Consider the following 24,298-nt stretch of genomic DNA (forward strand, 5'->3'; position numbering starts at 1 on the left):
CCGCTACCCAGCTTGTGGGCGGTTAACCCGAATCCTTCACGTTCGCGCCCAGAGCATCACGCCAAACTGTGACGTCGAGGCTGATGTAGTCACTCGGGTCACCCACGGGAGCTGCGCCCTGGTAGGTGATCAGAGCCATGTCACCGGACGGGGCGAGCACGCAGATCCGCGACCCCACCCGCAGTTTGTCGAGGCCGATGGCCGGGGTGAAACGCGTGGTGGCCCGGCAGGCGGCGGCGGAGCCGAACTCGTTGTCCCTGAGCAGGACCAGCTTGCCGCCCGGCCCCGTGCGCACGCTTCCCGCACCGGCTTCCGGATGGTCGTAGGCGAAATCCCCGTCCGTGGAACGGGAGTTGTCGGGGCGCGGCGGGTCCGACGCGAGCGTCAGGTGGTAGCCGTCGGGGAGCGAGATGTCGTCGTAGTCGACGGCCTTCGGGTCGGTGACACCGGGCAGGTCGCCGCCGCGCGGCGGGTCCGTCGGCTCACCGGTGCCCCCGGACGGGGCGTCGGAGGGGTCCTTGGCGGGGTCCTTGGGCGAGTCTTCGGACGGGTCCCCGGGCGGGTCTTTCGCGTCGCCCGAGGGCTTGTTGTCGGGTTTCCCCGCGGGGTCAAGACCTCCCTCACCCTGGGACTGCCCGCCGTCGCCGTCGTCCTGGGTGAGGACGTACGCGCCGCCGCCGACCACGGCGACGACGAGCAGTGCGGCGGCCACCAGCGCGGTGAACCGCTTCCCGCCGCGGCGACCGGGGGTGGTCGGACCTCCCGGCGGGTCTCCCGCATGGGCGGCGGCGCCGAAGGCCGACGCGCCGAAGGCAGCGGGGCCGGTGACCTCGGGCGCCGCCCCGAACGCACCGGCGCCGCCCGCCGCCGCTTCCGGACCGCCCGTACCGGCCGCGCTGCCCGTACCGGCCGTGCTGACAGCGCCGGCTGGGACATCCGGCGGCGGGCCGAAGACGCCCGCGCCAGGACCGGCCGCGGCCGCCGCGTCGTCGCTTTCGTCCCGGTCCTCGTCCGTACGCCCGTCCGGCGCTTCCGACCGGCCGCCCGTGTCCGGGCCCGCACCGGTGTCGGCGTCGGCTGGCGCGTCGGCTGGCGCTGCCCGCCGGTCGGGGGCGCTCTCCCGTGCGAACGTCTCGTCGATGGGCGAGGCGCCCGGCGGCGCGGGCTGCGCCGCCCGGTTGCCGAGGGACGACGCCACCGCGCTCGGCAGCCAGTCGTCCGTCCGGCGCAGCTCGGCGCCCGGCGCGACGGCCCGGCACATCGCGATGATCTCGGCCGGGCCCGGCCGGTCGGCGGGCTCCTTCGCGAGGCAGCTGCCGATCAGTTCCCGCAGTTCCGCCGGGACGCCGCTGAGGTCGGGCTTCTTGTGGACGACGCGGTACAGGACGCCGTGCGGGGTGCCCTCGCCGAACGCCGGGGTGCCCGAAGCGGCGAAGCAGGCGACCTGGCCGAGGGCGAAGATGTCGGTGGCCTCCGTGATGACCGTGGCCTCCGCCTGCTCGGGGGCCATGAACGACGGGGTGCCGATGGTCATGCCGCTGCCGGTGAGCGAACTGGCGTCGGCGGCACGGGAGATGCCGAAGTCGATGACGCGCGGGCCGTCGGCGGCCAGCAGCACGTTGGACGGCTTGAAGTCGCGGTGCACGATGCCCGCCTCGTGCACGGCGGCGAGCGCCTCGGCCATCCCGGCGATGAGCAGCAGCACGGTGGGCACGGGCAGCGGCCCGTGGTCGGCGATCACCGACTGGAGCGAGGGCCCCGGCACGTAGGCGGTGGCGAGCCACGGGGTGTCCCCCTCGGTCTCACTGTCGATGACGGGGGCGGTGTACAGGCCGTGGACACGCTTGGCCGCCAGCACCTCCCGGCGGAAGCGGCTGCGGAACTCGGGGTCCTCGCTCAGGTCGGGCCGCACGACCTTGATCGCCACCGGACGCCCGGCCGGGGTGTACGAGAGGTAGACCTTGCCCATGCCGCCGGAGCCGAGCTTCGCGGCGAGCCGGTAGCCCGCGACCTGGCGCGGGTCGTTTTCCCCCAGCGCCTTGAAGACCTCAGCCACCTTCGTCCTCCCCCGTTCACGGCCGCACTCGCCCCGATCCCGGGGGCCCGGCTCCCCCTCCCCGGCGGCTGCCGGCAAGGTGCCCCCGGCCCCGAGGGCGGACGACGCCACTTCGACGTCAGACCCTAGCGGAGCGCCCGCCGCGTCTCCGGTCCGGCATGCGGTGCGGTAAGCAGTGCGCATGGCTACACAGGAGAGGCGGAATCCCGCCGTCGCGGTTCCCGTCACCGGTCTGATCCTCGCGGCGGGCGGTGGGCGGCGGCTCGGCGGGCGGCCGAAGGCCCTGCTGGACTACCGGGGGCGGCCGCTGGTGGAGCGGGCGGTGCGGGCGGTGCGGGCCGGTGGCTGCGCGCCGGTCGTGCACGTGGTGCTGGGGGCGGCCGCGGACGCGGTGCGTGAGCGCGCGGACCTCGCGGGGTGCGCCCTGGCCGACAACCCGGACTGGGAGACGGGCATGGGCTCGTCGCTGCGGGTGGGGCTCGGCTCGGTACGCGGCGCCGGGTGCGACGCGCACGCGCCTGAGGTGGCGGCGGGCGCGGGCGGGGGCGCGGCGTCGGCGGTGCTCGTGATGCTGGTGGACCAGCCGCTGATCGGGCCCGACGTGGTCGCCAGGGTGCTGGCGGCGCACCGTGCGGGGGCTTCGCTGGTGGCGGCGGCGTACGAGGGACGGCGCGGCCACCCGGTGCTCTTCGCGCGCGAGCACTGGACGGGGGTGACCGGCAGCGCCGCCGGGGACCGGGGGGCGCGCGACTTCCTCCGGGCGCACGCTGAAGAGGTGACGCTGGTCGAGTGCGGGGACATCGCGTCACCCGCCGACATCGACACCCCGGCGGACCTCGCGCTCCTGGAGTGCCCGCCGCCCGGCCGCGGCGCCGCCGCCGACGGGGACGGGCGGGGGCAGGCATGAGGGCGCGGTGGCGAGGTAGGTGGCACTGAGAGCCATCGTGTCGCCGCTGAGCGTCAGGAAGATTATCTCGACATCAACAAACCATTGAAGTTCCACCATAAGGAAACTATTCTCCACTGGTCAGAAGTACCGCAGACGTCAGACGGCGCCCGTGACCGCCTCCCGCCACCTCCGGCACCCAGTGCCGCGAGCGAGCGCGCGGACGGCCGGACGGGCACCGCCCGCTGAAGGAGTGACAGCTCATGTCCGCACCAGCGCCGTCCCCGCTGGCCGTCGTCGAAGCGAGCCCGGAGCACAGCCCGGCCCGGCAGGAAGAGGTCCTCACCGAAGCGGCTCTCGCCTTCCTCACCGCGCTGCACCAGCGGTTCACCCCGCGCCGCGACGAACTCCTCGTGCTGCGCGCCGCGCGCCGCGCCGAGATCGCCCGCACCAGCACTCTGGACTTCCTGCCGGAGACCGCCCACATCCGGTCCGGTGACTGGAAGGTCGCCCCGGCGCCCGCCGCGCTCAACGACCGCCGCGTGGAGATCACCGGCCCCACCGACCGGAAGATGACCATCAACGCGCTCAACTCGGGCGCCAGGGTGTGGCTGGCGGACTTCGAGGACGCCTCGGCTCCCACCTGGGAGAACGTCATCTCCGGCCAGCTGAACCTGATCGACGCCTATGAGCGCCGTATCGACTTCACCAGCCCCGAGGGCAAGACGTACGCCCTGCGCCCCGCCGACGAGCTCGCGACCGTCGTGATGCGGCCGCGCGGCTGGCACCTGGAGGAGCGCCACCTGCGCATCGGGGAGCGGGCCGTGCCGGGCGCGCTCGTCGACTTCGGCCTGTACTTCTTCCACAACGCCCAGCGCCTGCTCGACCTCGGCAAGGGCCCGTACTTCTATCTCCCGAAGACCGAGTCGCACCTGGAGGCCCGCCTCTGGAACGACGTCTTCGTCTTCGCGCAGGAGTACATGGGCATCCCGCACGGCACCATCCGCGCCACGGTCCTGATCGAGACGATCACCGCCGCGTACGAGATGGAGGAGATCCTCTACGAGCTGCGCGACCACGCCGCCGGGCTGAACGCGGGCCGCTGGGACTACCTGTTCTCGATCGTGAAGAACTTCCGGGACGGCGGCGCCTCGTTCGTGCTGCCGGACCGCAACGCCGTGACGATGACGGCCCCGTTCATGCGCGCCTACACCGAACTGCTGGTCCGCACCTGCCACAAGCGGGGCGCGCACGCGATCGGCGGCATGGCCGCCTTCATCCCCTCGCGCCGTGACGCCGAGGTCAACAAGGTCGCCTTCGAGAAGGTCAAGGCGGACAAGGACCGTGAGGCGGGCGACGGCTTCGACGGCTCGTGGGTGGCCCACCCCGACCTGGTCCCGGTGGCGCGGGCCTCCTTCGACGCCGTGCTCGGCGACAAGCCGCACCAGAAGGACCGGCTGCGCGAGGATGTGCGCGTCACCGCGGCCGAGCTGATCGACATCGCCTCGCTGGACGCGCGGCCGACGTACGAGGGGCTGCGCAACGCCGTGCAGGTCGGCATCCGCTACATCGAGGCGTGGCTGCGGGGCATGGGCGCGGTCGCCATCTTCAACCTGATGGAGGACGCGGCGACCGCGGAGATCTCCCGCTCGCAGATCTGGCAGTGGATCAACGCGGGCGTCGAGTTCGACAACGGCGAGCGGGCGACGGCGGAACTGACGCGGAAGATCGCCGCCGAGGAACTGGACGCCATCCGTGCGGAGACCGGCGCCGAGGCGTTCGCCGCGGGCGCCTGGCAGCAGGCGCACGATCTGCTGCTGCGGGTCTCCCTCGACGAGGACTACGCCGAGTTCCTGACGCTCCCCGCGTACGAACTCCTCGACTGACGCCGCCTCCCGCCGGCCCGCACCGGCGGGGACGCGTGCGTGACGAGAGCCTGGCGGTGCGGCCCCCACGTGGTCCGCACCGCCAGGCCGCTTCAGGGCGAGGCGGTCAGAGACGCTGCCAGAGCGCCGGGGCGCTCACGGGGTCCCAGCCCTGCTGGGCCTGGTGACCCTGGAGGCAGCGGTAGCCGGCGCCGCCGTAGGTGACCTGGTCGCCCGCCTTGTAGACGGTGCCCGCCGCCCACGTCCCGCCGGGCTCGCCCGGGTCGTCCGGGTCCGTCGTGGTCTTCAGGATGAGGCTGTAGCCCTGGAGCAGCGGGTTGATCGGCTGGTGGTAGGTGGTGCCACCGCTGCGGCAGTTGCCGGAGCCGCCTGAGGTCACGCCCTGCGCCTGGCTTCCGGAGATGTACGAGCCCCCGGAGTCGCCCGGCTCGGCGCAGACGGACGTCCGCGTCACGCCGCTGATGGTGCCCTCGGGGTAGGTGACGCTGGTGTTGTGCTGCTGGATCGTGCCGCAGTGCCAGCCCGTGGTGGAGCCCGAACGGCAGATCGCCGCGCCGACGGGGGACTGTGTGGACCCGGTGACCTGGACGTTGCCGCCCTGTCCCGCCACGTAGGGTGTCGCGGTCCAGTTCGTGTTGGTCGCGACCCAGGCGGTGTCCCGGCCGGGGAAGGTGGACGCCTGGAAGGTGCCCTGCGCGACCTGGTTGGAGCCCTTGGTCGTGGTCCCCGCCCGGCCGCAGTGACCGGCGGTGGCGAAGCCCTGCTGGGTGCCGCTGGTGACGGCGAAGCCGACGGAGCAGCGTCCGCCGCTGCCCATGTAGTACGCGTCGCCGCCCCGGATGTCGTAGAGCGGACGGGGCCGTTCGGCTGTCGTCTGGACACGGACGAGGTCGCGGTCGGCGCCGCTGGCCGCGATGAACGACCGGGCCGCCGACTGCTTCACCGAGCCCACGACGACCGCGTTCGCGCGGGTGTCGACGTACCAGACGGGGGCGTCGACGGACGCGCTGGCGGTGGCCGCGCGGTCCAGCTTCGCCTTGGCCGCCTCCAGTTCGGCGAGGGTGTGCGCGACCAGCTCGGCGCGCGCTCCTCTCGCGGTGATCAGCGGGAGGTCGGCGCGGTCCGTTGTCGCCACGGTGAGGGTCGCCGAGTCGGCGCCGCTCACCCAGGCACCGGCGAAGTCGCCGCCGATGGCCAGTCGCAGGCTGCCCGCCAGGGCGCCCGCATCAGCCTCGTTGACCAGCCGGTCCTTGGCCTGGGACGCGGTGAGGCCGAGGTCGCGCCGCATCGCCTGGAGCAGTTGGGGAGAGGTGTCGGCGACGCGCAGGGTCTCGGCCGCTGTGGGGGGCGCGGCCGGTTCGGCTGACTGGGCGGAGGCCGTACCGGGGAGCACGGACAGGACGAGCGCGCCGACCGCGGCTATCGCCGCGCACGCGGTTTTCGCGTGTCTGTAAGGCACGTGTCGGTGGGGCATGAGGGATCTCCTCGGTTTCGGTGGGGAGGTGCCGAAACCGTAGGTGGCGCGATCTGCCCCGCAGAAGATGCCAGTTATCCCCCTGGCTCACGCTATGGATGGCGCGGGCGCCCAGTCCGGCGTGCGGGGCCGTGGCGCGCTCGGCCGTCGTGCGGCCAGCCACGCGGCGTAACTGTCGCTGCGGGCGACGGCGTCGGTGTGCGCGGCGCGGACGTGTGCCAGGACGCCGGGAGCGGCGCCCGCGGCGGGGGCGCGGGGGTCCCAGCCCAGCAGGTGCCGCCAGACCAGCGGGGTGCCCGCCAGTGGTCGGGTCACCAGCCCCGGGGTGGTGGGGAGGGTCGCGCGGCAGAGTCCGACGGCGCGGCCGACCTGGACGAGGTGGACACACGAGGCGGTGTCGGTCTCGTAGACGCGGGAGGGGGTGAAACCGGCGCGCGAGCAGGCGGCGGTGAAGCACTCGGCGAAGCAGCCGTCGCCGGGGACGTCCGTCCACGCCTCCGCGGCCAGCGCGGCCAGTTCGACCTCTGGCTGTGCGGCCAGCGGGTGGTCCACGGCGAGCATGACGAAGACGGGGTCGGTGGCGATCTCCCGCCACACCAGCCGCTGCGTCTCGGGCGGCGCGCTGTCCCCGCAGGCGCCGATCAGCGCGTAGCCCAGCCGTCCGTCGGCCACCGCCGTGGCGATCTCCCGCTCGGACCAGGAGGTGTGGGTGGTCACCGGCGCGCCGGGGTGCGCGGCGGCGAGCCGGTCCACCACCCCGCCCAGCAGCGGCCCGTGGGTGCCGCCGAGCCGGAAGGCGAGTGCCTCCCCCTGGGTGCGGGCGAACCGGACGGCGTCCCGCTGGAGTTCGCCCACGGCGGGCAGGACGATCCGGGCGCGGTCCAGTACGAAGTCACCGAGCGCGGTGGTCCGTACGCCGTGCCGCCCGCGCTCGAACAGCCTGCCGCCCAGGGCGCGTTCGATGCGCTTGAGCTGTGCGCTCAGAGCGGGCTGGGCGAGGCCGAGCGCGACGGCGGCCTTCGTGAGGCTGCCCGCTTCGGCTATCGCCCGGATCGCCTTCAGGTGCCGCGTCTCCAGGTCCATGCTGTGAGCTTGGGCCTTCACGGCCACGGGGACAATACCCTGGTCCAGACCAGTCGGTGGCGTGGGTTCCCCGTCCCGCCACGCCCTCAGTGACCGACCGGCACCACCTGGGGTGGCACCTCCCCCGGCTCGGTGGCCTGCGGGGCCGGTTGCTTCCCCAGGTGATTGAAGGCCAGGTTGAGGACGACGGCGACGATGCAGCCCGTGCTGATGCCGGAGTCGAGGACGACCAGCAGGTCGTCGGGGAAGGCGTGGTAGAAACCGGGCGCGGCGATGGGGATGAGGCCGACGCCGACGGCAGCGGCGACGATCAGCGCGTTCTCGCCCTCGTCCAGGGCGGCGGAGGCGAGCGTCTGGATGCCGCTGGCGGCGACCGAGCCGAACAGCACGATGCCCGCGCCGCCGAGCACCGGCAGCGGGACCAGCGAGATGACGGACGCGGCCACCGGACACAGGCCGAGCAGGATCAGGATGCCGCCGCCGGTGGCGACGACGTAGCGGCTGCGGACCTTCGTCATCGCGACCAGGCCGATGTTCTGTGCGAAGGCGCTGGTGGCGAAGCCGTTGAAGAAGGGGCTGAGGGCGGTGCCGAGGGTGTCCGCGCGCAGCCCGCCCTCCAGGGTCTTCTCGTCGGCGGGGCGGCCGACGATCTGGCCGAGCGCCAGCATGTCCGCGGTGGACTCGGTCATGCAGACGAGCATGACCACGCACATGGAGATGATCGCGGCGACCTGGAACTGCGGGCCGCCGAACTCGAAGGGGGTGGGGAAGCCGACGACGTCGGCGTTACGGATGCCGTCGAGGCTGGTGAGGCCGAAAGGGATGGCGATGAGGCTGCCGATGATGAGCCCCAGCAGGATGGAGATCTGCTGGAGGAAGCCGCGCAGCACGCGTCGCAGCACCAGCACGATGACGAGGGTGGCGGCCGCCATCGCGATGTACTTCGGCTCACCGTAGTCGTCGGCTCGCGCGTTGCCGCCCTGCGCCCAGTTGAAGGCGACGGGCAGCAGCGATATGCCGATCAGCGTGATGACCGTGCCGGTGACGACGGGCGGGAAGAAGCGGACGAGCTTGCAGAAGTACGGGGCGAGCAGGAAGCCGAGCACACCGGCGACGATGGTGGCGCCGAAGATGACGGGCATCGCGTCGTCAGGACCCGCCGACTTCCCGATGGCGATCATGGGGGTGACGCCCGCGAAGGAGACGCCGTTGACGAACGGCAGCCGGGCGCCTATGCGCCAGAAGCCGAGGGTCTGGAGGAGGGTGGCGATGCCCGCCGTGAAGAGGCTGGCACCGATGAGGAAGGTCGTCTCGACCGCGGTGAGTCCCACGGCCGGGCCGATGATCATCGGCGGGGCCACCACACCCGCGTACATGGCGGCCACGTGCTGGAGCCCGCTGGTGAACATCTTCAGGGGCGGGAGCGTCGCGTCGACTGGATGGGTCCGGTCGCCGATCTGCTCTTCCCCCGCTGGCAAGGGAGCTGCGGTGTTCTTGCGAAACCTGGGCGCTGACGCCACGTCGGTTCCTCCTGTCGATTTTCACGTCGCTGCGGACGCGGCTTCAGGGAGGCGTTGCGGGGAGTGCGGGTGCGGGGTCGTGCGCGATGCGGGTACGGGGCGAGGCGAGCGGCGCTGGTGGCGTGCGGTACGTCGGCCGGAGGCGGCGCGGCGGTCCCGGGTGCGGGACGTCGGCCGGGCACGGAGCGGTGGTCCCGGGGTACGGGACCGTCCCGGGAGCGCGGGCCTTGCGTCCGCGCCCCCGGGTACGGCGCTTACGGACCCTCGCGGGTCCGTAAGCCCGGCTGAGGGCCGTCCCCCTCAGCCGAGTCTTGAGGTGTGCGGGGTGCGCCGCGTGCGGGTGGTACGCGGCGCGCCCGCGGACGGGGCGTCTCCGCCCGGACTGCCGGGGCGGAGGGTGGTGCTGCCGTGAGCCGCCCGGGAACCGGCCCGTGGATCGCCGGGGCGGCTCACGGTCTGTCAGCTCGCGGCGATACGGGCGAGGCGCTGTGCCTGCTCCCGCGCGCCGCGTGCGATGGCTTCCTCGTCAGCGGTGATCAGATGGCCGTCCTCGACCACCGGCACGCCGTTGACCAGCGACAGGGTGATCGGTGCCGCCGCGCCGAAGACGAGCGCGGCGACGGGGTCGGCGATCGACGAGTGGCCGATGCCGTCGAGCTTCCACAGCACGAGGTCGGCGAGCTTACCGGTCTCGATGGAGCCGATCTCCTGCGCCCGGCCGAGTACCTGGGCGCCGCCGTAGGTGCCGAGCCGCAGCGCCTGCCGGGCGTTGAGCGCCTTCTCGCCACCCGCGAGGCGGTGGATGAGCAGGGCGTTGCGGAGTTCGGTGTGCAGTTCGCCGGACTCGTTGGAGGCGGTGCCGTCCACCCCGAGGCCGACGGGGACGCCCGCGCGCAGCATGGCGGGGACGCGGGCGGTGCCTGCGGCGAGCCGCGCGTTGGAGGACGGGCAGTGGGCGACGCCGGTGCCGGTGCGGGCGAACGCCTCGATGTCGGAGTCGTTCATGTGGACGCAGTGCGCCATCCACACGTCGTCGCCGAGCCAGCCAGTGGACTCGAAGTAGTCGGTGGGGCCCATCCCGAACAGCTCCTTGCAGAACTGTTCCTCCTGCACCGTCTCCGACCCGTGGGTGTGCAGCCGTACGCCCTTGCGGCGGGCCAGCACGGCGGCTTCCCGCATGAGTTCGGTGGAGACCGAGAACGGGGAGCACGGAGCGACGCCGACGCGCAGCATCGAGTCGAAGGACGCGTCGTGGTGGGTGTCGATCGCCTCTTCGGTGGCGATCAGCGCCGCTTCGGTGGTCTCGACGGCGAAGTCCGGCGGCAGGCCGCCGTCCGAGGTACCCCGGTCCATCGAGCCGCGGGTGGGGCTGAACCGTACGCCCATCTCGCGGGCGGCCCTGATCTCGGCGCCGAGCAGATCGCCCGCGCCGTGCGGGAAGACGTAGTGGTGGTCCATCGCCGTGGTGACGCCGCCGCGGACCATCATCGCCAGGGAGCCGCGCGCGGCCTCGTAGACCATCGGCTCGTCGATGCGCGCCCAGGTGGGGTACAGCGCGACGAGCCAGTTGAAGAGGTTGGCGTCCTGCGCGAGGCCCCGGGTGATCCACTGGTAGAAGTGGTGGTGGGTGTTGATGAGGCCCGGGGTGAGCAGGTGCCCGGTGCCGTCCACCCGGCGGACCTGGCCCGCCGGCTGGTCCGGGGCGGCTCCCGCGCCGACCGACTCGATGCGGTTGCCCGCGATGACGACATGGCCCGAGGCGTACTCGGTGTCCTGGGCGTCGACGGTCGCGATGGCGCAGTTCTCGATGACGACGCGGGTTTCCGCGCTCGCGCCGCCCGCCGTGGGGGACGGGCCTGACGATGGGGCTGCCGGTGCTGCCATGGGTGCTTCCTCGTGGTGTCTAGGCGGTGCGGGCACGGCAGGGCCCTGGGAGATTTGAGTGCCGGGGCACGGCCCGGCGGCTGACAGGACCGCCGGGCCCGGTGTGCCCTGGGTGCCGAGATGAGGAACGAGCTGCTGGTGGGGGCTGAAGCGGGGGGTGCGGGTCCGCCTCCCCGCGCCACCGGGACGCGGCGCGGGGATCACTCGGCGGGAGGCCGTTGATCAGGTTTTGGTGATCAGGAGTTGATGATCAGAGGTTGGTGATGTCCATGGGGATCGCGGGGGTGACGCCGTCCCGCAGGATGGTCGCTTCTATCAGGCCGTACGGGCGGTCGGCCGCGAAGTACACCTCGTTGTCGTTCTTGAGCCCGAAGGGCTCAAGGTCCACCAGGAAGTGGTGCTTGTTCGGCAGCGAGAGACGGATCTCGTCCACCTCCTGGCGGCTGTTGATGACCCGGGAGCCCATTTGGTAGAGAGTCTGCTGGAGGGAGAGGCTGTACGTCTCGGCGAACGCCTGGAGCAGGTGCTTGCGGGCCTCCGCGTAGGCGCGCTCCCACTGCGGCATCCGGTCCGCGTCGCTGGTCCAGTTGTAGCGCCAGCAGGCGTGTACCTCGGTGGCCAGGATGCGGTCGTACGCCTCCTGGAGCGTCGTGTACTTGTCCTTGACGTAGCCCCAGAACTCCGAGTTGGTGGAGTTCATGACGGTGAGGTCCTTCAGACCGGCCAGGATCTCCCAGGTCTCGCCGTCGTAGGTGATCTGGGCGGTGCGGGTCTCCTGGCCCTTGCGGACGAAGGAGTGCTTGACCTCGTCGGCGCCGATGAAGCGGGAGTTGCCGTCGGAGGTCTCGACGCGCTCCCAGGCGTACTCCTCGACGCGGATGCGCGCCGTACTGATCGCCGGCTGGCTCTCGACGAAGTGCCGCGCGAGGTGGATGCCGAACTGCTCGGCCGACTCGATCCCGTGCTCCTTGGCGAAGGCGTACACGGTGTTCTTGGTGGTGTCGGTGGGCAGGACGTTCGCGTTGCTGCCCGAGAGGTGGACCTCGTCCATGTCGCCGGAGAGGGCGACCGAGACATTGAGGTCCTTGATGTGGTGCGTGGCACCGTCCCGCGTGATCTTGACGACACGGTTCTCGGCCTTGCCGTACTGGTTCTGGCCGAGCATGACGGGGCCCCGGCGAGCGGCCCCGGAGTGTGCGGCGGCCACGCGGCCGGCCGGGTATGAAGCGGACATGTCGGTGCTAGCTCCCTCGGTATACGGAGTAGCCGAACGGGTTGAGCAGCAGCGGTACGTGGTAGTGCTCGCCCGGCGTGACGGCGAACGTGATCGCCACCTCCGGGAAGAAAGCTCCGCTGTCCCTTACGCGGGGGGCGTCCTGCTGTGCCTCGGCTGTCGTGCTGGCGAAACTCTCAGTGGCTTTCGTACTGGCGAAGTACGGCTCGACCTCGAAGAAGAGCCGTACGTGGGTCACGCCCTCCGGCAGGGCCGGGAGGTCTTTGCAGCGCCCGTCCGCGTCCGTCTTCGACGCGCCGTGCGCCGTCCACCCGCCCTCGGCGGAGGTCCGTACGGACAGCTCGACGCTGACTCCCTCGGCGGGCCTGCCGACGCTGGTGTCAAGGATGTGCGTGGACACCGAGGCGGTGTTCTCGCTGCTCATGCGGCGGCTCCTTCGCTTGCGCCGTCGGCCACGAGGCGGGCCAGCCGGATGCGGTTGATCTTGCCCAGCTCCGTGCGCACGATCTCGCGCTCACGTTCCGGTGTGTTGTCGATCCGGTGAAGGACCGCGTCCCGCATCCGCTCGCCGGTCAGGCCGGTGGCGCAGATCAGGAAGACGTGCCCGAACCTCTCCTGGTAGGCCAGGTTGAGTTCGAGCATCTCGTCCTTGAGCTCCTCCGAGGCTCCCGCCATGCCGCGCTGCTCGCGCGAGGAGGTGGGGTCGCCCGGGACGGGGCGGCCGATCGGCGGATGCCCGGCCATGGCCTCGGCCAGGTCGTCCGCGGTGAGCCGCGCCAGGGCGGCGTCGCCTGCCGCGAGAAGGTCCTCGGCGGTGGCGTACGGCCGCCGCGCGAGGACGGCGTCCCCCCACGCCCGGCTGGCACACACCTCGTGCAGGGCGGCCGAGGCCACGCTGTCCTCTGCGGCGTTGAACCGGGCGAGGCCCGGTGCCGGACTCGACGTCACGGGAGCCTCCGTGGCTTGGGTAGGGGTATGACTGTGGTGTCGCTGTGATGACCGTGTGGCTGTGGTGGTGCTCGTGGTGACGCGTGTGGCGCACTGACGGGCACGGTGACCGGGAGCCGGCCGCGTGGCGACATGTGCGGTGCACATGGCCGCACGCTGGACGTCTCCGGACGTGTCCTGGGCCTGCTCATCCTGGACGTGCTTGCGGATAGCTAAGTCCTTACGCCACACGCCGTCAACACTTTGTTGAAATTGATGTGGCGAAGAAACCGCCATCCGGAAAACCCGGACGGCGGTCTGGTCCTGCGTGTGCCGTAGTGCGGCTAGTCGCCGCTCTTACTGGCGTTTTCCCTGTTCAGGTAGTTGTAGACGGTGAAGCGGCTCACCCCGAGCGCGCCCGCGACCGTCTCCACGCCGTGCCGCACGGAAAACGCCCCGCGCGACTCCAGAATGCGTACGACCGACTGCTTTGCCTTCCGGTCGAGGCCGGAGAGCGGCATCCCGTGCCGCCGCTCCAGCTCGGCGAGGATGTGGTCGAGCGAGTCGGACAGATGCGGCAGCCGTACGGCGAGCAACTCCTGACCTTCCCAGGACAGCACGACGTCGTCGCCCTCGGCACGGCTCGGCGGCACCATCTCGCCACCCATGGCGTCCACCAGCGGCTTGACCGCGGCGATGAACGGGTGATCCCCGACCTCGGTCACGCCTCACCCTCCCCGATGACGTTGACCTGCACCGACACCCGGGTGGCACCGGCTTCGAGGGAGCGGCGCAGCAGCGCGTCCACCGCGCCGAGCACGGCCTCCGACCGCCCCTCGGCGGTATTGCCGAACGGGCCGACATCAACGGCGTCGAGATCGGCGGCGTGGACGACCTCACGGGCCACCACCGCGTGCGGCGGGGCCTCGTCCAGGTCAAACGGCTCGGTGGTGAATTCAACCCTGAGTCTCACCCGGCCAACCTACTGCGCCCGGCCGGAAATCCCTCAGCCCTACTTGACAGCCCGCGCGCACCGCATGCAATCTTCCATAAGACAGAATCACACTTCCGCAATACGGAAAACTTCGAGTCTTCGACGCTCGGGAACGACGACCGGCCCCGGGAAGCACCGAAGACGCCGAAGACACAGACCAGGCGGAATAATGAGCGATGGAAGGAGTGCTCCAGATGGCTCTCCCTGAGACCGGTGGCGCCGGCACCCGCTTCGACGTCAACCTCTCGATCCTCTTCACGGAGTTCCCGCTGCTGGAGCGCCCGGCCGCAGCGGCGGCCGCCGGCTTCACCGCGGTCGAGCTGTGGTGGCCCTGGGTGGACTCGGCCACCCCCGAGCAGGCCGAACTGGACGCGCTGCGGCACGCGTTGAACGACGCGGGCACCCAGCTCATCGGCCTGAACTTCTACGCCGGACAGCTGCCGGGTCCCGACCGGGGCGCGCTCTCCGTCCCCGGCGAGGAGTCGGACCGCTTCCGCGCGAACATCGACGTCGCCGTCGGCTTCGCCGAGTCGCTGGGCTGCACCGCGCTCAACGCGCTCTACGGCAACCGCGTCGACGGCGTGGACCCCCGCGCCCAGGACGCCCTCGCGCTGGAGAACCTGGTGCTCGCGGCCGAGGCCGCCGACCGGATCGGCGCCACCTTGCTGATCGAGGCGCTGAACGCGCCGGAGTCCCCGAAGTGCCCGATCGTCAGCGCCCTCAAGGCCATCGAGGTCGTGGACGCCGTGAACGCCACGACCGGCCTGGGCAACGCCAAGTTCCTGATGGACCTGTACCACCTGTCCATGAACGGCGAGGACCTGCACCAGGTCATCGACCGCTACACGGCCAAGACCGGCCACGTGCAGATCGCCGACAACCCGGGCCGCGGCGCCCCCGGCACGGGGTCGCTCCCGCTGGGCGAGCTGCTGGAACGCCTGACCAAGGCCGGTTACGAGGGCTGGGTCGGCCTGGAGTACAAGGCTCCCGGCGCGACGGCGGACAGCTTCTCCTGGCTCCCCGCCGAGGCCCGCCCGGCCCGGTAGGCCCGTCGATCCTGGTGGGCCCGCCCGGCCCGGTGGACCCGCCCGGCAGGGCAGCCGCCCGTAGGGGGGGGCGGGCTCCCGGCTCCCACTCCGCAGCCGCGCGCCCCGGCCCATCCCGCCGCCGGGGCCCGGCTCGCCCCACCACTCGGGGCCCGGCCTCCCCGCCCGCGACCTCTCCCGGTCCGACCACGCCCGGAGACGGTCCGGCGCCCGCACCCGCACCCGCACCCGCACCCGCACCCGCAAACGACCTCATCGAGAGGACGCCATGAGCACTACCGCACTTCCGAAGATCGCCTGGATCGGCCTGGGAATCATGGGCTCTCCCATGTCCGAGAACCTGGTCAAGGCCGGATACCCCGTCACCGGCTACACGCTGGAGCGGGACAAGCTCGACCGCCTCGCCGCGGCCGGCGGCACCGCCGCCGGGTCGATCGCCGAAGCCGTCGCCGACGCCGACATCGTGATCACCATGGTCCCGGCCTCCCCGCAGGTCGAGGCCATCGCGTACGGCCCCGAGGGGATTCTGGAGAACGCCAGGTCCGGCGCGCTGCTGATCGACATGTCGTCCATCACCCCGCAGACCTCCGTCGATCTGGCCAAGGCCGGGGCGGCCAAGGGCCTCCGGGTCCTGGACGCGCCCGTGTCCGGCGGCGAGGCGGGGGCCATCGAGGCGGTCCTCTCCATCATGGTCGGCGGCGAGCAGGCCGACTTCGACGCCGCCAAGCCCGTCCTCGACGTCCTCGGCAAGACCATCGTGCGCTGCGGCCCGGCCGGTTCCGGCCAGACCGTGAAGGCCGCCAACCAGCTGATCGTCGCCGTCAACATCCAGGCGTGCGCCGAGGCCGTGGTCTTCCTGGAGAAGTCCGGCGTGGACCTCACCGCCGCACTCGACGTGCTGAACGGCGGCCTCGCGGGCTCCACCGTGCTGACGCGGAAGAAGGACAACTTCCTGCGGCGCGACTTCGCCCCGGGCTTCCGGATCGATCTGCATCACAAGGACATGGGCATCGTCACCGACGCCGCCCGCAATGTCGGCGCCGCCCTCCCGGTCGGCGCGGTCGTCGCCAACCTGGTCGCCTCGCTGCGCGCCCAGGGCGACGGCGGCCTTGACCATTCCGCGCTGCTGCGCGGTGTTGAGCGGCTGTCCGGCCAGAAGGTGGAGAACTGACGCCATGACCTCCGTCAAGATGCCCGCCATGCAGGCGGCCGTGAAGATCATGAAGGATGAGGGCGTCGATGTCGCCTTCGGGTGCCCCGGCGCCTCGATCCTGCCGCTGTACAAGGCGATGGAACAGGTGGGCGGGATCGAGCACCTGACGGTCCGCCACGAAGAGGGCGCGACCCACATGGCCGACGGGTGGGCCCGTACCAACGGCAAGGTCGGCGTCGCGATAGCCACCTCGGGCCCCGGCGGCACCAACTTCATCACCGGCCTCTACACCGCGCAGGCCGACTCCATCCCGATGATCTGCATCGCGGGTCAGGCCGTCTCCACCAAGCTCCACCAGGAGGCGTTCCAGGCCGTCGACATCGTCGAGATCGCCAAGCCGGTCACCAAGTGGGCCGTGCAGGTCAAGGAGGCCGCGCAGATCCCGTGGGTCTTCCGGGAGGCGTTCCGCGTCGCCCGCGAGGGCCGTCCGGGGCCCGTCCTCATCGACATCCCGTCCGACATCGCCAACCGTGAGATCTGGTACGACGCGGAGATCGACGCCCCGCTGCCCATCCAGGCCGTCGAGCCGCACCTGCCGCGCGTCGAGGCCGCTCTCGACCTGCTGCTGGCGGCGAAGAGGCCGCTGATCCTGGCCGGAGGCGGGGTCATCCTCGCCGACGCGTCGGAGGAGCTGCGCGAGCTGGTGGAGTACCTGCGGGTGCCGTTCCAGGTCACCCTGATGGGCAAGGGCTGCATCGAGGACGACCACGAGCTGAACTTCGGCACCACCGGCATCCAGACGTCGCAGAAGTACGCCAACGCGTCCTTCCTGGAGTCGGACTTCGTGCTCGCCGTCGGCGCCCGCTTCGGCGACCGGCACACCGGCGCCAACGTGGACGTCTACCGGGGCGAGCGGAAGTTCGTGCACGTGGACATCGAGTCCGGCCAGCTCGGCCGGGTCTTCGAGCCCGACCTCGGCATCGTCTCCGACGCCAGGCTGTTCCTGCGGGCGCTGCTCGACGCCGCCAGGCGCCGCGCGGTGCGGCCCGAGGTCGGCGGCTGGATCGAGCACTGCCAGGAGCTCAAGCGGACCCTGGTCCGCCGGGAGGACTTCGACGACATCCCGGTCAAGGCGCCGCGCGTCTACAAGGAGATCAACGAGATCTTCGACGAGGACACGTACTTCGTCACCGCCATCGGCCTCTACCAGATCTGGGGCGGCCAGCACCAGCTCGCGCACAAGCCGCGCCGCTACCAGGTCTGCGGCCAGGCGGGGCCCCTCGGCTGGGAGGTGCCCGCCGCGATCGGCGTCAAGAAGGCGCTGGAGGGCATGGGCCGGGGTGACACCGAAGTGGTGGGCATCGTCGGCGACTACGGCTTCCAGTACATGGTGGAGGAGCTGGCCGTCGCGGCACAGTACAACGTGCCGTACGTGCTGATCATGCTCAACAACGAGTACCTGGGGCTGATCCGGCAGGCGTCGATCGGCTACGACATGAACTACCAGGTCGACATCCACTACGACGAGACCGGCGCCGACAACGTCAAGCTGATGGAGGCGTACGGCTGTTCCGGCCGCCGCGTCAGCGACCCGGCCGAGATCCGCGCCGCGATCGAGTGGGCCCGCAAGGAGGCCGTCTCGACCTCCCGCCCGGTGCTCGTCGAGGTGATGATCGAGCGCGAGGCGAACACCCCGCACGGCCCGAACATCGACGCCGTCAAGGAGTTCGAGCCCGCTCCGGGCGCGTAGTCCCGCTCCGGGCGCGTCAGCCCGGCTCCAGGGGCGTGAGCCCGCTCCGGCGGACGCGGCCCCTCCCAGATCCCGGGCGGCGGTGGCGCTGACAACTGTCCTGTCGCGCCCAGGCGCCACCGCCGTCCGGAACTCTCACCACCACTTTCAACAAACTGTTGACGTCCGCTGGAGCGCTCCCTACGCTCCAGCATGCGGAAGCAGGCCGCTCCAGCATGCGGAAAGAAGTTTTCGCGTCACCCGTACGGAAGGTCACCATGTCGAAGCCCACATCGACGCCGCGCCGCCTCACCACGGAGTCGGGCGCCCCGGTCGCCGACAACCAGAACTCCGCCACCGCCGGCGTCGGTGGCCCGCTCCTGCTCCAGGACCAGCACCTCCTGGAGAAGCTCGCCCGGTTCAACCGGGAGCGCATCCCGGAGCGTGTCGTGCACGCCCGCGGCTCGGGCGCCTACGGCTACTTCGAGGTGACCGACGACGTCACCGGCCTCACCCGCGCCGCCTTCCTCGGCACCATCGGCAAGCGCACCGAGGTCTTCGCCCGCTTCTCCACCGTCGCGGACAACCTCGGTGGCGCCGACGCCGTCCGTGACCCGCGCGGCTTCGCGGTGAAGTTCTACACCGAGGAAGGCAACTACGACCTCGTCGGCAACAACACGCCGGTCTTCTTCATCAAGGACCCGCTGAAGTTCCCCGACTTCATCCACTCGCAGAAGCGCGACCCGTTCACCGGCATCCAGGAGCCCGACAACGTCTGGGACTTCTGGGCGCACGCCCCCGAGGCCACCCACCAGGTCACCTGGCTGATGGGCGACCGGGGCATCCCCGCCTCGTACCGGCACATGAACGGCTACGGCTCGCACACCTACCAGTGGACGAACGCCGACGGGGAGGCGTTCCTCGTCAAGTACCACTTCAAGACCAACCAGGGCATCCGCTGCCTGTCCTCCGGGCAGGCGGCCGAACAGGTCGGCCAGGACGCCAACAGCCACCAGCGGGACCTGGTGCAGTCCATCGAGCGGGGCGTCTGCCCGTCGTGGACCCTGCACGTTCAGGTCATGCCCGCCGCGGACGCCGCCGGTTACCGTTTCAACCCGTTCGACCTCACCAAGGTGTGGCCGCACGCCGACTACCCGCTGCGGCGCGTGGGCCGGCTCGTGCTCGACCGCAACCCGGAGAACGTGTTCGCCGAGGTCGAGCAGGCGGCGTTCTCCCCCAACAACTTCGTGCCCGGCATCGGCCCGTCCCCGGACAAGATGCTCCAGGGACGGCTGTTCGCCTACGCCGACGCGCACCGCTACCGGCTCGGCGTCAACCACACCCAGCTCGCGGTCAACGCGCCCCGGGCGACCGAGGCCGACAACTACGGCCGCGACGGGCTGATGGCCGCCAACCCGGGCGGGCGGTACGCGAAGAACTACGAGCCCAACTCGTACGACGGGCCTGTGCAGAGCGACCAGCCACTGTCCGCTCCCCTGCCGGTCTCCGGCCACACCGGCACCCACGAGGCCCCCGCGCACACCAAGGACGACGACTTCTTCCAGGCCGGGGAGCTCTACCGGCTGATGTCCGAGGACGAGAAAGGCCGCCTCGTCGCCAACATCGCCGGCGGCCTCTCCCAGGTCAGCCGCGACGACGTGATCGAGAAGAACCTCGCCCACTTCCACGCCGCCGACCCGGAGTACGGCGCACGCGTCGAGGCGGCCGTCCGCACACTGCGCGAGGGCTGAGCCGCACCACGTACGCGGCCTGCCGCTCAGCCGGCCGCACCACGACCCCGTCCGGCGGCACGAATGTCCTGTCGCGCCTTTCTCGTGCCGTCGGACGGCACCAACATCCACAGACACCAAACATCCCGCGGAGGGTGCCGTGTGGGGACCGGACGTCACCCGCACTCGGCACCCCGCGCACCGCGCGTCGCTTTGCGCCCCACGCGTCACATACCCGGGCGATGGTCACACCGCCCAGGTGTCCGAACACGGCTGAAACTGTCGCGGTCTCTCCCCAACGTCCGACACATCGTGGACCATAGACCCCGTACTCGTTCCCCCGTACTACACGTCCGTGCTGGAGCCGAGATGGCCAAGAGTGTGCCGGTGAGGTGCCCGGCGTGCCGTCGTGAGCACTCGTTCACCCCTCCCACCTTCCCGTGCGCGTGCGGCGCGCCGCTGACCGTTCCCGTCCTCACCGATGCCCCGGTGGCCCGCATCGAGCACCGCACGTGGGAGGACTCCTGGGTCTCGGTGCGGTGCGCCTCCTGCGGTCGGCAGGACCACTGGCCGCATCCCGAACTGGGCTGCCCCTGCGGCACAGTGGTGCGGCTGCCGGTGGCCGCCGCGCCCGAAGCCGCCGCCCCGGGGACCGCCGGGCGCAGCCTCGCCGCCACCGCCAGCGGCGTCGTGGCAGGCCACGCCGCGGCGGCGGGTGCGCCGAGTTCGGCGGTGCTGCGCCCCGCCTTCCAGCCGGTGACGATCCGCACCGGGCGCGACGTGGTCACGGCGGCCGCGCAGTATCTGAAGTGGCTGGGCTTCACCAGCCTGCGGCGGGTGGAGGAACGGGCGCCGTCAGGGGTGGACCTGCGCGGTCCCGGCATCGTCGCCCAGGTCGATCCGACCACGCGCCCCACCGGGCTGCGGGAGATCGAGTGCCTGTGGCTGCACGGTCTGGGCGAGGCCGCCGTCAGCGTCTTCTTCTCCCTCGCCGGTTACGCGCGAGCCGCCAGGTCACGCGCCGACGAGCTGTATCTGCCGCTGTTCGTCATGGACCTCACCGGCACCCCGCAGCCCGTCAACGACCCCGCCGACGACCTCATCCGGATGGGCCCGCCCGAGGCCTGACGCACGGGCCCGGGCCTCGCTGTTCGCGCGGGTCCGGGCGGGCGGTTCAGCCCTCTTCCAGCGCGCGCGTGGTCTCCTCGCGCAGCTGCGCCTTGCGGACCTTGCCGCTCGCCGTCAGCGGAAAGGCGTCGAGGACCCGCACATGGCGCGGGACCTTGAACCGGGCGAGCCGCCCCTGGCAGTACGCGGAGACCTCCTCGGCGGTCAGCGTGGAGGCGCCACCGGCGAGGATCACGCAGGCGGCGATCTCCTCGCCGTACTTCTCGTCCGGCACGCCGACGACCTGCACATCGGCGACCTTGGGGTGGGTGTGCAGGAACTCCTCGATCTCGCGCGGGTACACGTTCTCGCCACCCCGGATGATCATGTCCTTGATGCGTCCGACGATCCGTACATAGCCGTCCTCGCCCAGCACGGCCAGGTCCCCGGTGTGCATCCAGCGCGCCGCGTCGACCGCCTCCGCCGTGCGCTGCGGCTCATCCCAGTAGCCGAGCATGACGCTGTAGCCGCGCACACACAGCTCACCGCGTTCACCGCGCGGGACGGTCAGCCCCGTCGCCGGGTCGATCACCTTGATCTCACTGTGCGGCAGGACCGCGCCGACCGTGGTGGTGCGGCGCTCAAGGCTGTCGTCGCCGCGCGTCTGGGTGGCGACCGGCGAGGTCTCGGTCATGCCGTACGCGATGGACACCTCGGCCATGTGCATCGCGTCGATGACGCGCTCCATCACCCGTACCGGGCACGGCGAGCCGCCCATGACGCCGGTCCGCAGGGAGGACAGGTCGTAGTCGGCGAAGCCGGGGAGGTTCAGCTCGGCGATGAACATCGTCGGCACCCCGTACAGCGACGTACACCGCTCCCGCTCGACGGCGCGCAGGGTGGCGGCCGGGTCGAACGACGGGGCGGGAAGGACGAGGCAGGCTCCCCTGGTGGTGGCGCCGAGCGTGCCGAGCACCATGCCGAACGTGTGGTAGAGCGGCACGGGTACGCAGACGCGGTCGCGCTCCGTGTAGCCGAGGAGGCCGCCGGTGATGCGGGCGTTGTTGAGGATGTTGTGGTGGGAGAGAGTGGCACCCTTGGGGAAGCCGGTGGTGCCCGAGGTGTACTGGATGTTGATGGGGTCATCGCAGCTCAAGGCGGCCTCACGGGCCGCGAGTTCCCTCTCGGGGACCCGCCCGGCGGACGCGGAGAACGCCTCCCACGAGGCGTCGCCGATGTGCACCGCCTCGCGCAGCTCCGGGCACTTCCCGCGCACGGCGGCCACGGCCGCCCGGCAGTCGGTCTCCTTGAACCGGGTGGCTGCTATCAACACGCTTACGCCGGACTGCCGCAGCGCGTACGCCAGTTCATGCTCGCCGTAGGCCGGGTTGAGGCTGACGAGGATGGCACCGACGCGGGCGGCGGCCAGCTGGACGAACACCCACTCGGCGCTGCCCGGCGCCCAGACGCCGACCCGGTCGCCCGCGGCGACCCCGTACGCGAGCAGGCCACGGGCGACCTCGGTCACCGCCTGGTCGAGGCCGCTGTAGGTCCAGCGGCGCCCGTCGGCCGCCTCCACCAGTGCCTCGCGGTCACCGAAGAGCGCGACCGTACGGGCCAGGTCGGCGCCGATGGTGTCGCCGGTCAGGGGCGCGTCGCCGCCGGGCCCGCTCGCGTAGGAGAGAGTCACGGGCGCCGCTCCCCCTCGGACCCGGACGGCGGGCGGCCCTGGTCCCCCGCCGCGGGCGCCGGTTCGTCCGCGCCCTCGTCCGCAGCCGCAGCCGCAGTCGCAGTCGCCACCGAGCGCGCGACCTCCTCGCGCAGTTCGACCTTGCGGATCTTGCCGCTGACGGTCATCGGGAACGCGTCGAACAGCCGCAGATAGCGCGGCACCTTGTAGTGCGCGAGGCGGCCCCGGCAGAACCGGGCCAGCTCGTCGCGGGTCAGCGGGTCCAGGGGATCGCGCAGGATGACGCAGGCGGCGATCTCCTCGCCGTACTTCTCGTCCGGCACGCCGACGACCTGCACATCGGCGATCTTCGGGTGCGAGTAGAGGAACTCCTCGATCTCGCGCGGGTACACGTTCTCCCCACCCCGGATGATCATGTCTTTGATGCGCCCGACGATCTGCACATAGCCGTCCTCCCGCAGCACGGCCAGATCCCCCGTGTGCATCCAGCGCGCCGCGTCGATCACCTCCGCCGTGCGCTCGGGTTGCTCCCAGTAGCCGAGCATCACCGAGTAGCCGCGGGTGCACAGCTCGCCGGGCTCGCCGCACGGGACGGTCACGCCGGTGGCCGGGTCCACCACCTTGATCTCGATGTGCGGCATGACCCGGCCGACCGTCGCGGTGCGGCGCTCCAGGTCGTCGTCGCGCCGGGTCTGGGTGGACACCGGTGAGGTCTCCGTCATGCCGTACGCGATGGACACCTGGTCCATGTTCATCTCGGCGACCACCCGCCGCATCACCTCCACCGGGCACGGCGAGCCCGCCATGATCCCGGTGCGCAGCGACGACAGGTCGTAGGTCGCGAAGTCGGGGAGGTTCAGCTCGGCGATGAACATCGTCGGCACGCCGTACAGCGACGTGCACCGCTCCCGTTCCACGGCGTGCAGGGTCGCGACGGGGTCGAACGACGGGGCGGGGATGACGACGCAGCCGCCGTGGCTGGTGACGCCGAGGTTGCCCATGACCATGCCGAAGCAGTGGTAGAACGGCACCGGCACGCACACGCGGTCGCGCTCGGTGTAGCCGACCATCTCCCCGACGAAGTACCCGTTGTTGAGGATGTTGTGGTGCGAGAGGGTGGCGCCCTTGGGGAAGCCGGTGGTGCCCGAGGTGTACTGGATGTTGACCGGGTCGTCGCAACTGAGGCGGGCCGCCCGTTCCGCCAGCCGTTCGCGCGGCACCGAGGCGCCCGCGCGCACGAGCCCGTCCCACGTCGGGTCGCCGATGTAGACGACGTCGCGCAACGCGCGGGCGTCCGCGCGTACCTGCTCGACCATCCGCCGGTAGTCGCTGGTCTTGTGCTCGATCGAGGAGACCAGGACGTGGATTCCAGCCTGTTCGAGGACGTACTTCAGCTCATGGACGCGGTAGGCCGGATTGATGTTGACCATGATGGCGCCGATGCGGGCCGTGGCGTACTGCACCATGACCCACTCGGGGCAGTTGATGGCCCAGATGCCGACCCGGTCGCCCTTGCCGACGCCCTTGGCGAGCAGGCCGAGAGCGACCTCGTCCACCGCCTGCCCGAACTCGGTGTACGTCCAGCGGCGGCCGCTGGCCATGTCCACCAGCGCCTCGCGGTCGCCGAACCGCTGGATCGCCGCGTCCAGGTTGGCGCCGATCGTGTCGCCGAGCAGGGGCGTGTGACCGGAGCCGCTGGCGTAGGACAGGGCGGCGGGCGGCGACTGGCCGGACTCGGTGCGGCCCGGGGACAGGGTCTGGCCCGCGGCGGCGTCCACCGGCCGCTGCCCCGGCGTGGGCTGCCCGGCGGCGCCCGCGGCGGTCACAGGACCGGACGCGCCGGGGACGGTGGCGCCCGCACCGGCGGGCGCGGGGGCGGGGGCGACGGCGTGCGGGCCG

General features: G+C 71.6%; 19 protein-coding genes. 7 read left to right on the forward strand and 12 right to left on the reverse strand.

From position 1 onward, the window contains the following. Positions 1 to 22: 22 nt before the first annotated feature. Positions 23 to 2,056 carry a serine/threonine-protein kinase gene (locus AC5P1B_RS05865; RefSeq protein WP_493885295.1) on the reverse strand — a complete coding sequence of 678 codons (2,034 nt, stop codon included), beginning with the start codon at positions 2,054 to 2,056 and terminating at the stop codon, positions 23 to 25. 181 nt (positions 2,057 to 2,237) lie between these two features. On the opposite strand from AC5P1B_RS05865, the gene AC5P1B_RS05870 reads away from it, so the two are divergent. After that, positions 2,238 to 2,963, forward strand: coding sequence for a nucleotidyltransferase family protein (locus AC5P1B_RS05870; RefSeq protein ID WP_493885297.1), 726 nt, complete (start codon positions 2,238 to 2,240; stop codon positions 2,961 to 2,963). 242 nt (positions 2,964 to 3,205) lie between these two features. After that, entirely contained in the window at positions 3,206 to 4,828 is a 1,623-nt protein-coding gene (aceB, locus tag AC5P1B_RS05875; protein ID WP_493885298.1) for a malate synthase A, read from the forward strand. Positions 4,829 to 4,934: 106 nt separating this feature from the next. On the opposite strand, the gene AC5P1B_RS05880 is transcribed toward aceB, so the two are convergent. From AC5P1B_RS05880 to AC5P1B_RS05920, 9 genes are all read right to left on the reverse strand, one after another. Then, positions 4,935 to 6,302 carry an alpha-lytic protease prodomain-containing protein gene (locus tag AC5P1B_RS05880; RefSeq protein ID WP_493885300.1) on the reverse strand — a complete coding sequence of 456 codons (1,368 nt, stop codon included), beginning with the start codon at positions 6,300 to 6,302 and terminating at the stop codon, positions 4,935 to 4,937. Positions 6,303 to 6,389: 87 nt separating this feature from the next. Beyond that, a complete protein-coding gene (locus AC5P1B_RS05885) occupies positions 6,390 to 7,385 on the reverse strand; it encodes a LysR family transcriptional regulator (RefSeq protein ID WP_493885302.1) in 996 nt (331 codons plus the stop codon). Between the two features lie 86 nt (positions 7,386 to 7,471). Further along, the gene (locus AC5P1B_RS05890; RefSeq protein WP_493885304.1) at positions 7,472 to 8,905 is read right to left on the reverse strand and encodes a nucleobase:cation symporter-2 family protein; all 1,434 of its coding nucleotides are present in this window, start codon (positions 8,903 to 8,905) and stop codon (positions 7,472 to 7,474) included. A gap of 459 nt (positions 8,906 to 9,364) precedes the next feature. Further along, a complete protein-coding gene (locus AC5P1B_RS05895; RefSeq protein WP_493885305.1) occupies positions 9,365 to 10,789 on the reverse strand; it encodes an 8-oxoguanine deaminase in 1,425 nt (474 codons plus the stop codon). A gap of 250 nt (positions 10,790 to 11,039) precedes the next feature. Then, a complete protein-coding gene (gene pucL, locus AC5P1B_RS05900; protein WP_493885453.1) occupies positions 11,040 to 11,954 on the reverse strand; it encodes a factor-independent urate hydroxylase in 915 nt (304 codons plus the stop codon). 76 nt (positions 11,955 to 12,030) lie between these two features. Next, complete coding sequence (gene uraH, locus AC5P1B_RS05905) at positions 12,031 to 12,447, reverse strand: hydroxyisourate hydrolase (RefSeq protein ID WP_493885307.1); 417 nt, start codon at positions 12,445 to 12,447, stop codon at positions 12,031 to 12,033. After that, the gene (gene uraD, locus AC5P1B_RS05910; protein WP_493885309.1) at positions 12,444 to 12,971 is read right to left on the reverse strand and encodes a 2-oxo-4-hydroxy-4-carboxy-5-ureidoimidazoline decarboxylase; all 528 of its coding nucleotides are present in this window, start codon (positions 12,969 to 12,971) and stop codon (positions 12,444 to 12,446) included. The genes uraH and uraD overlap by 4 nt, the downstream gene beginning before the upstream one ends. A gap of 323 nt (positions 12,972 to 13,294) precedes the next feature. Next, complete coding sequence (locus AC5P1B_RS05915; protein ID WP_493885311.1) at positions 13,295 to 13,675, reverse strand: helix-turn-helix domain-containing protein; 381 nt, start codon at positions 13,673 to 13,675, stop codon at positions 13,295 to 13,297. Further along, the gene (locus AC5P1B_RS05920) at positions 13,672 to 13,923 is read right to left on the reverse strand and encodes a hypothetical protein (protein ID WP_493885313.1); all 252 of its coding nucleotides are present in this window, start codon (positions 13,921 to 13,923) and stop codon (positions 13,672 to 13,674) included. Before AC5P1B_RS05920 ends, AC5P1B_RS05915 begins: the two co-directional genes overlap by 4 nt. 215 nt (positions 13,924 to 14,138) lie before the next feature. Here AC5P1B_RS05920 and AC5P1B_RS05925 point away from each other — a divergent pair, with 215 nt between their 5' ends. The 5 genes from AC5P1B_RS05925 (at position 14,139) to AC5P1B_RS05945 (ending at position 20,730) form a co-directional block, all read left to right on the forward strand. After that, entirely contained in the window at positions 14,139 to 14,990 is an 852-nt protein-coding gene (locus AC5P1B_RS05925; protein WP_493885315.1) for a TIM barrel protein, read from the forward strand. Positions 14,991 to 15,258: 268 nt separating this feature from the next. Beyond that, positions 15,259 to 16,161, forward strand: a complete 903-nt coding sequence (locus tag AC5P1B_RS05930) for a 2-hydroxy-3-oxopropionate reductase (RefSeq protein ID WP_493885317.1) — start codon at positions 15,259 to 15,261, stop codon at positions 16,159 to 16,161. Positions 16,162 to 16,165: 4 nt separating this feature from the next. After that, entirely contained in the window at positions 16,166 to 17,893 is a 1,728-nt protein-coding gene (gcl, locus tag AC5P1B_RS05935) for a glyoxylate carboligase (protein WP_493885319.1), read from the forward strand. 257 nt (positions 17,894 to 18,150) lie between these two features. Beyond that, a complete protein-coding gene (locus tag AC5P1B_RS05940; protein ID WP_493885321.1) occupies positions 18,151 to 19,623 on the forward strand; it encodes a catalase in 1,473 nt (490 codons plus the stop codon). Between the two features lie 348 nt (positions 19,624 to 19,971). Continuing rightward, positions 19,972 to 20,730, forward strand: coding sequence for a hypothetical protein (locus AC5P1B_RS05945; protein ID WP_493885323.1), 759 nt, complete (start codon positions 19,972 to 19,974; stop codon positions 20,728 to 20,730). Between the two features lie 46 nt (positions 20,731 to 20,776). Here the strand turns inward: AC5P1B_RS05945 and AC5P1B_RS05950 are convergent, their stop codons facing one another. Continuing rightward, complete coding sequence (locus AC5P1B_RS05950) at positions 20,777 to 22,399, reverse strand: AMP-binding protein (protein WP_493885325.1); 1,623 nt, start codon at positions 22,397 to 22,399, stop codon at positions 20,777 to 20,779. After that, complete coding sequence (locus AC5P1B_RS05955) at positions 22,396 to 24,153, reverse strand: AMP-binding protein (protein ID WP_493885455.1); 1,758 nt, start codon at positions 24,151 to 24,153, stop codon at positions 22,396 to 22,398. The genes AC5P1B_RS05950 and AC5P1B_RS05955 overlap by 4 nt, the downstream gene beginning before the upstream one ends. Between the last annotated feature and the right edge of the window lie 145 nt (positions 24,154 to 24,298).

It is taken from the genome of Streptomyces sp. A01, assembly GCF_059026195.1.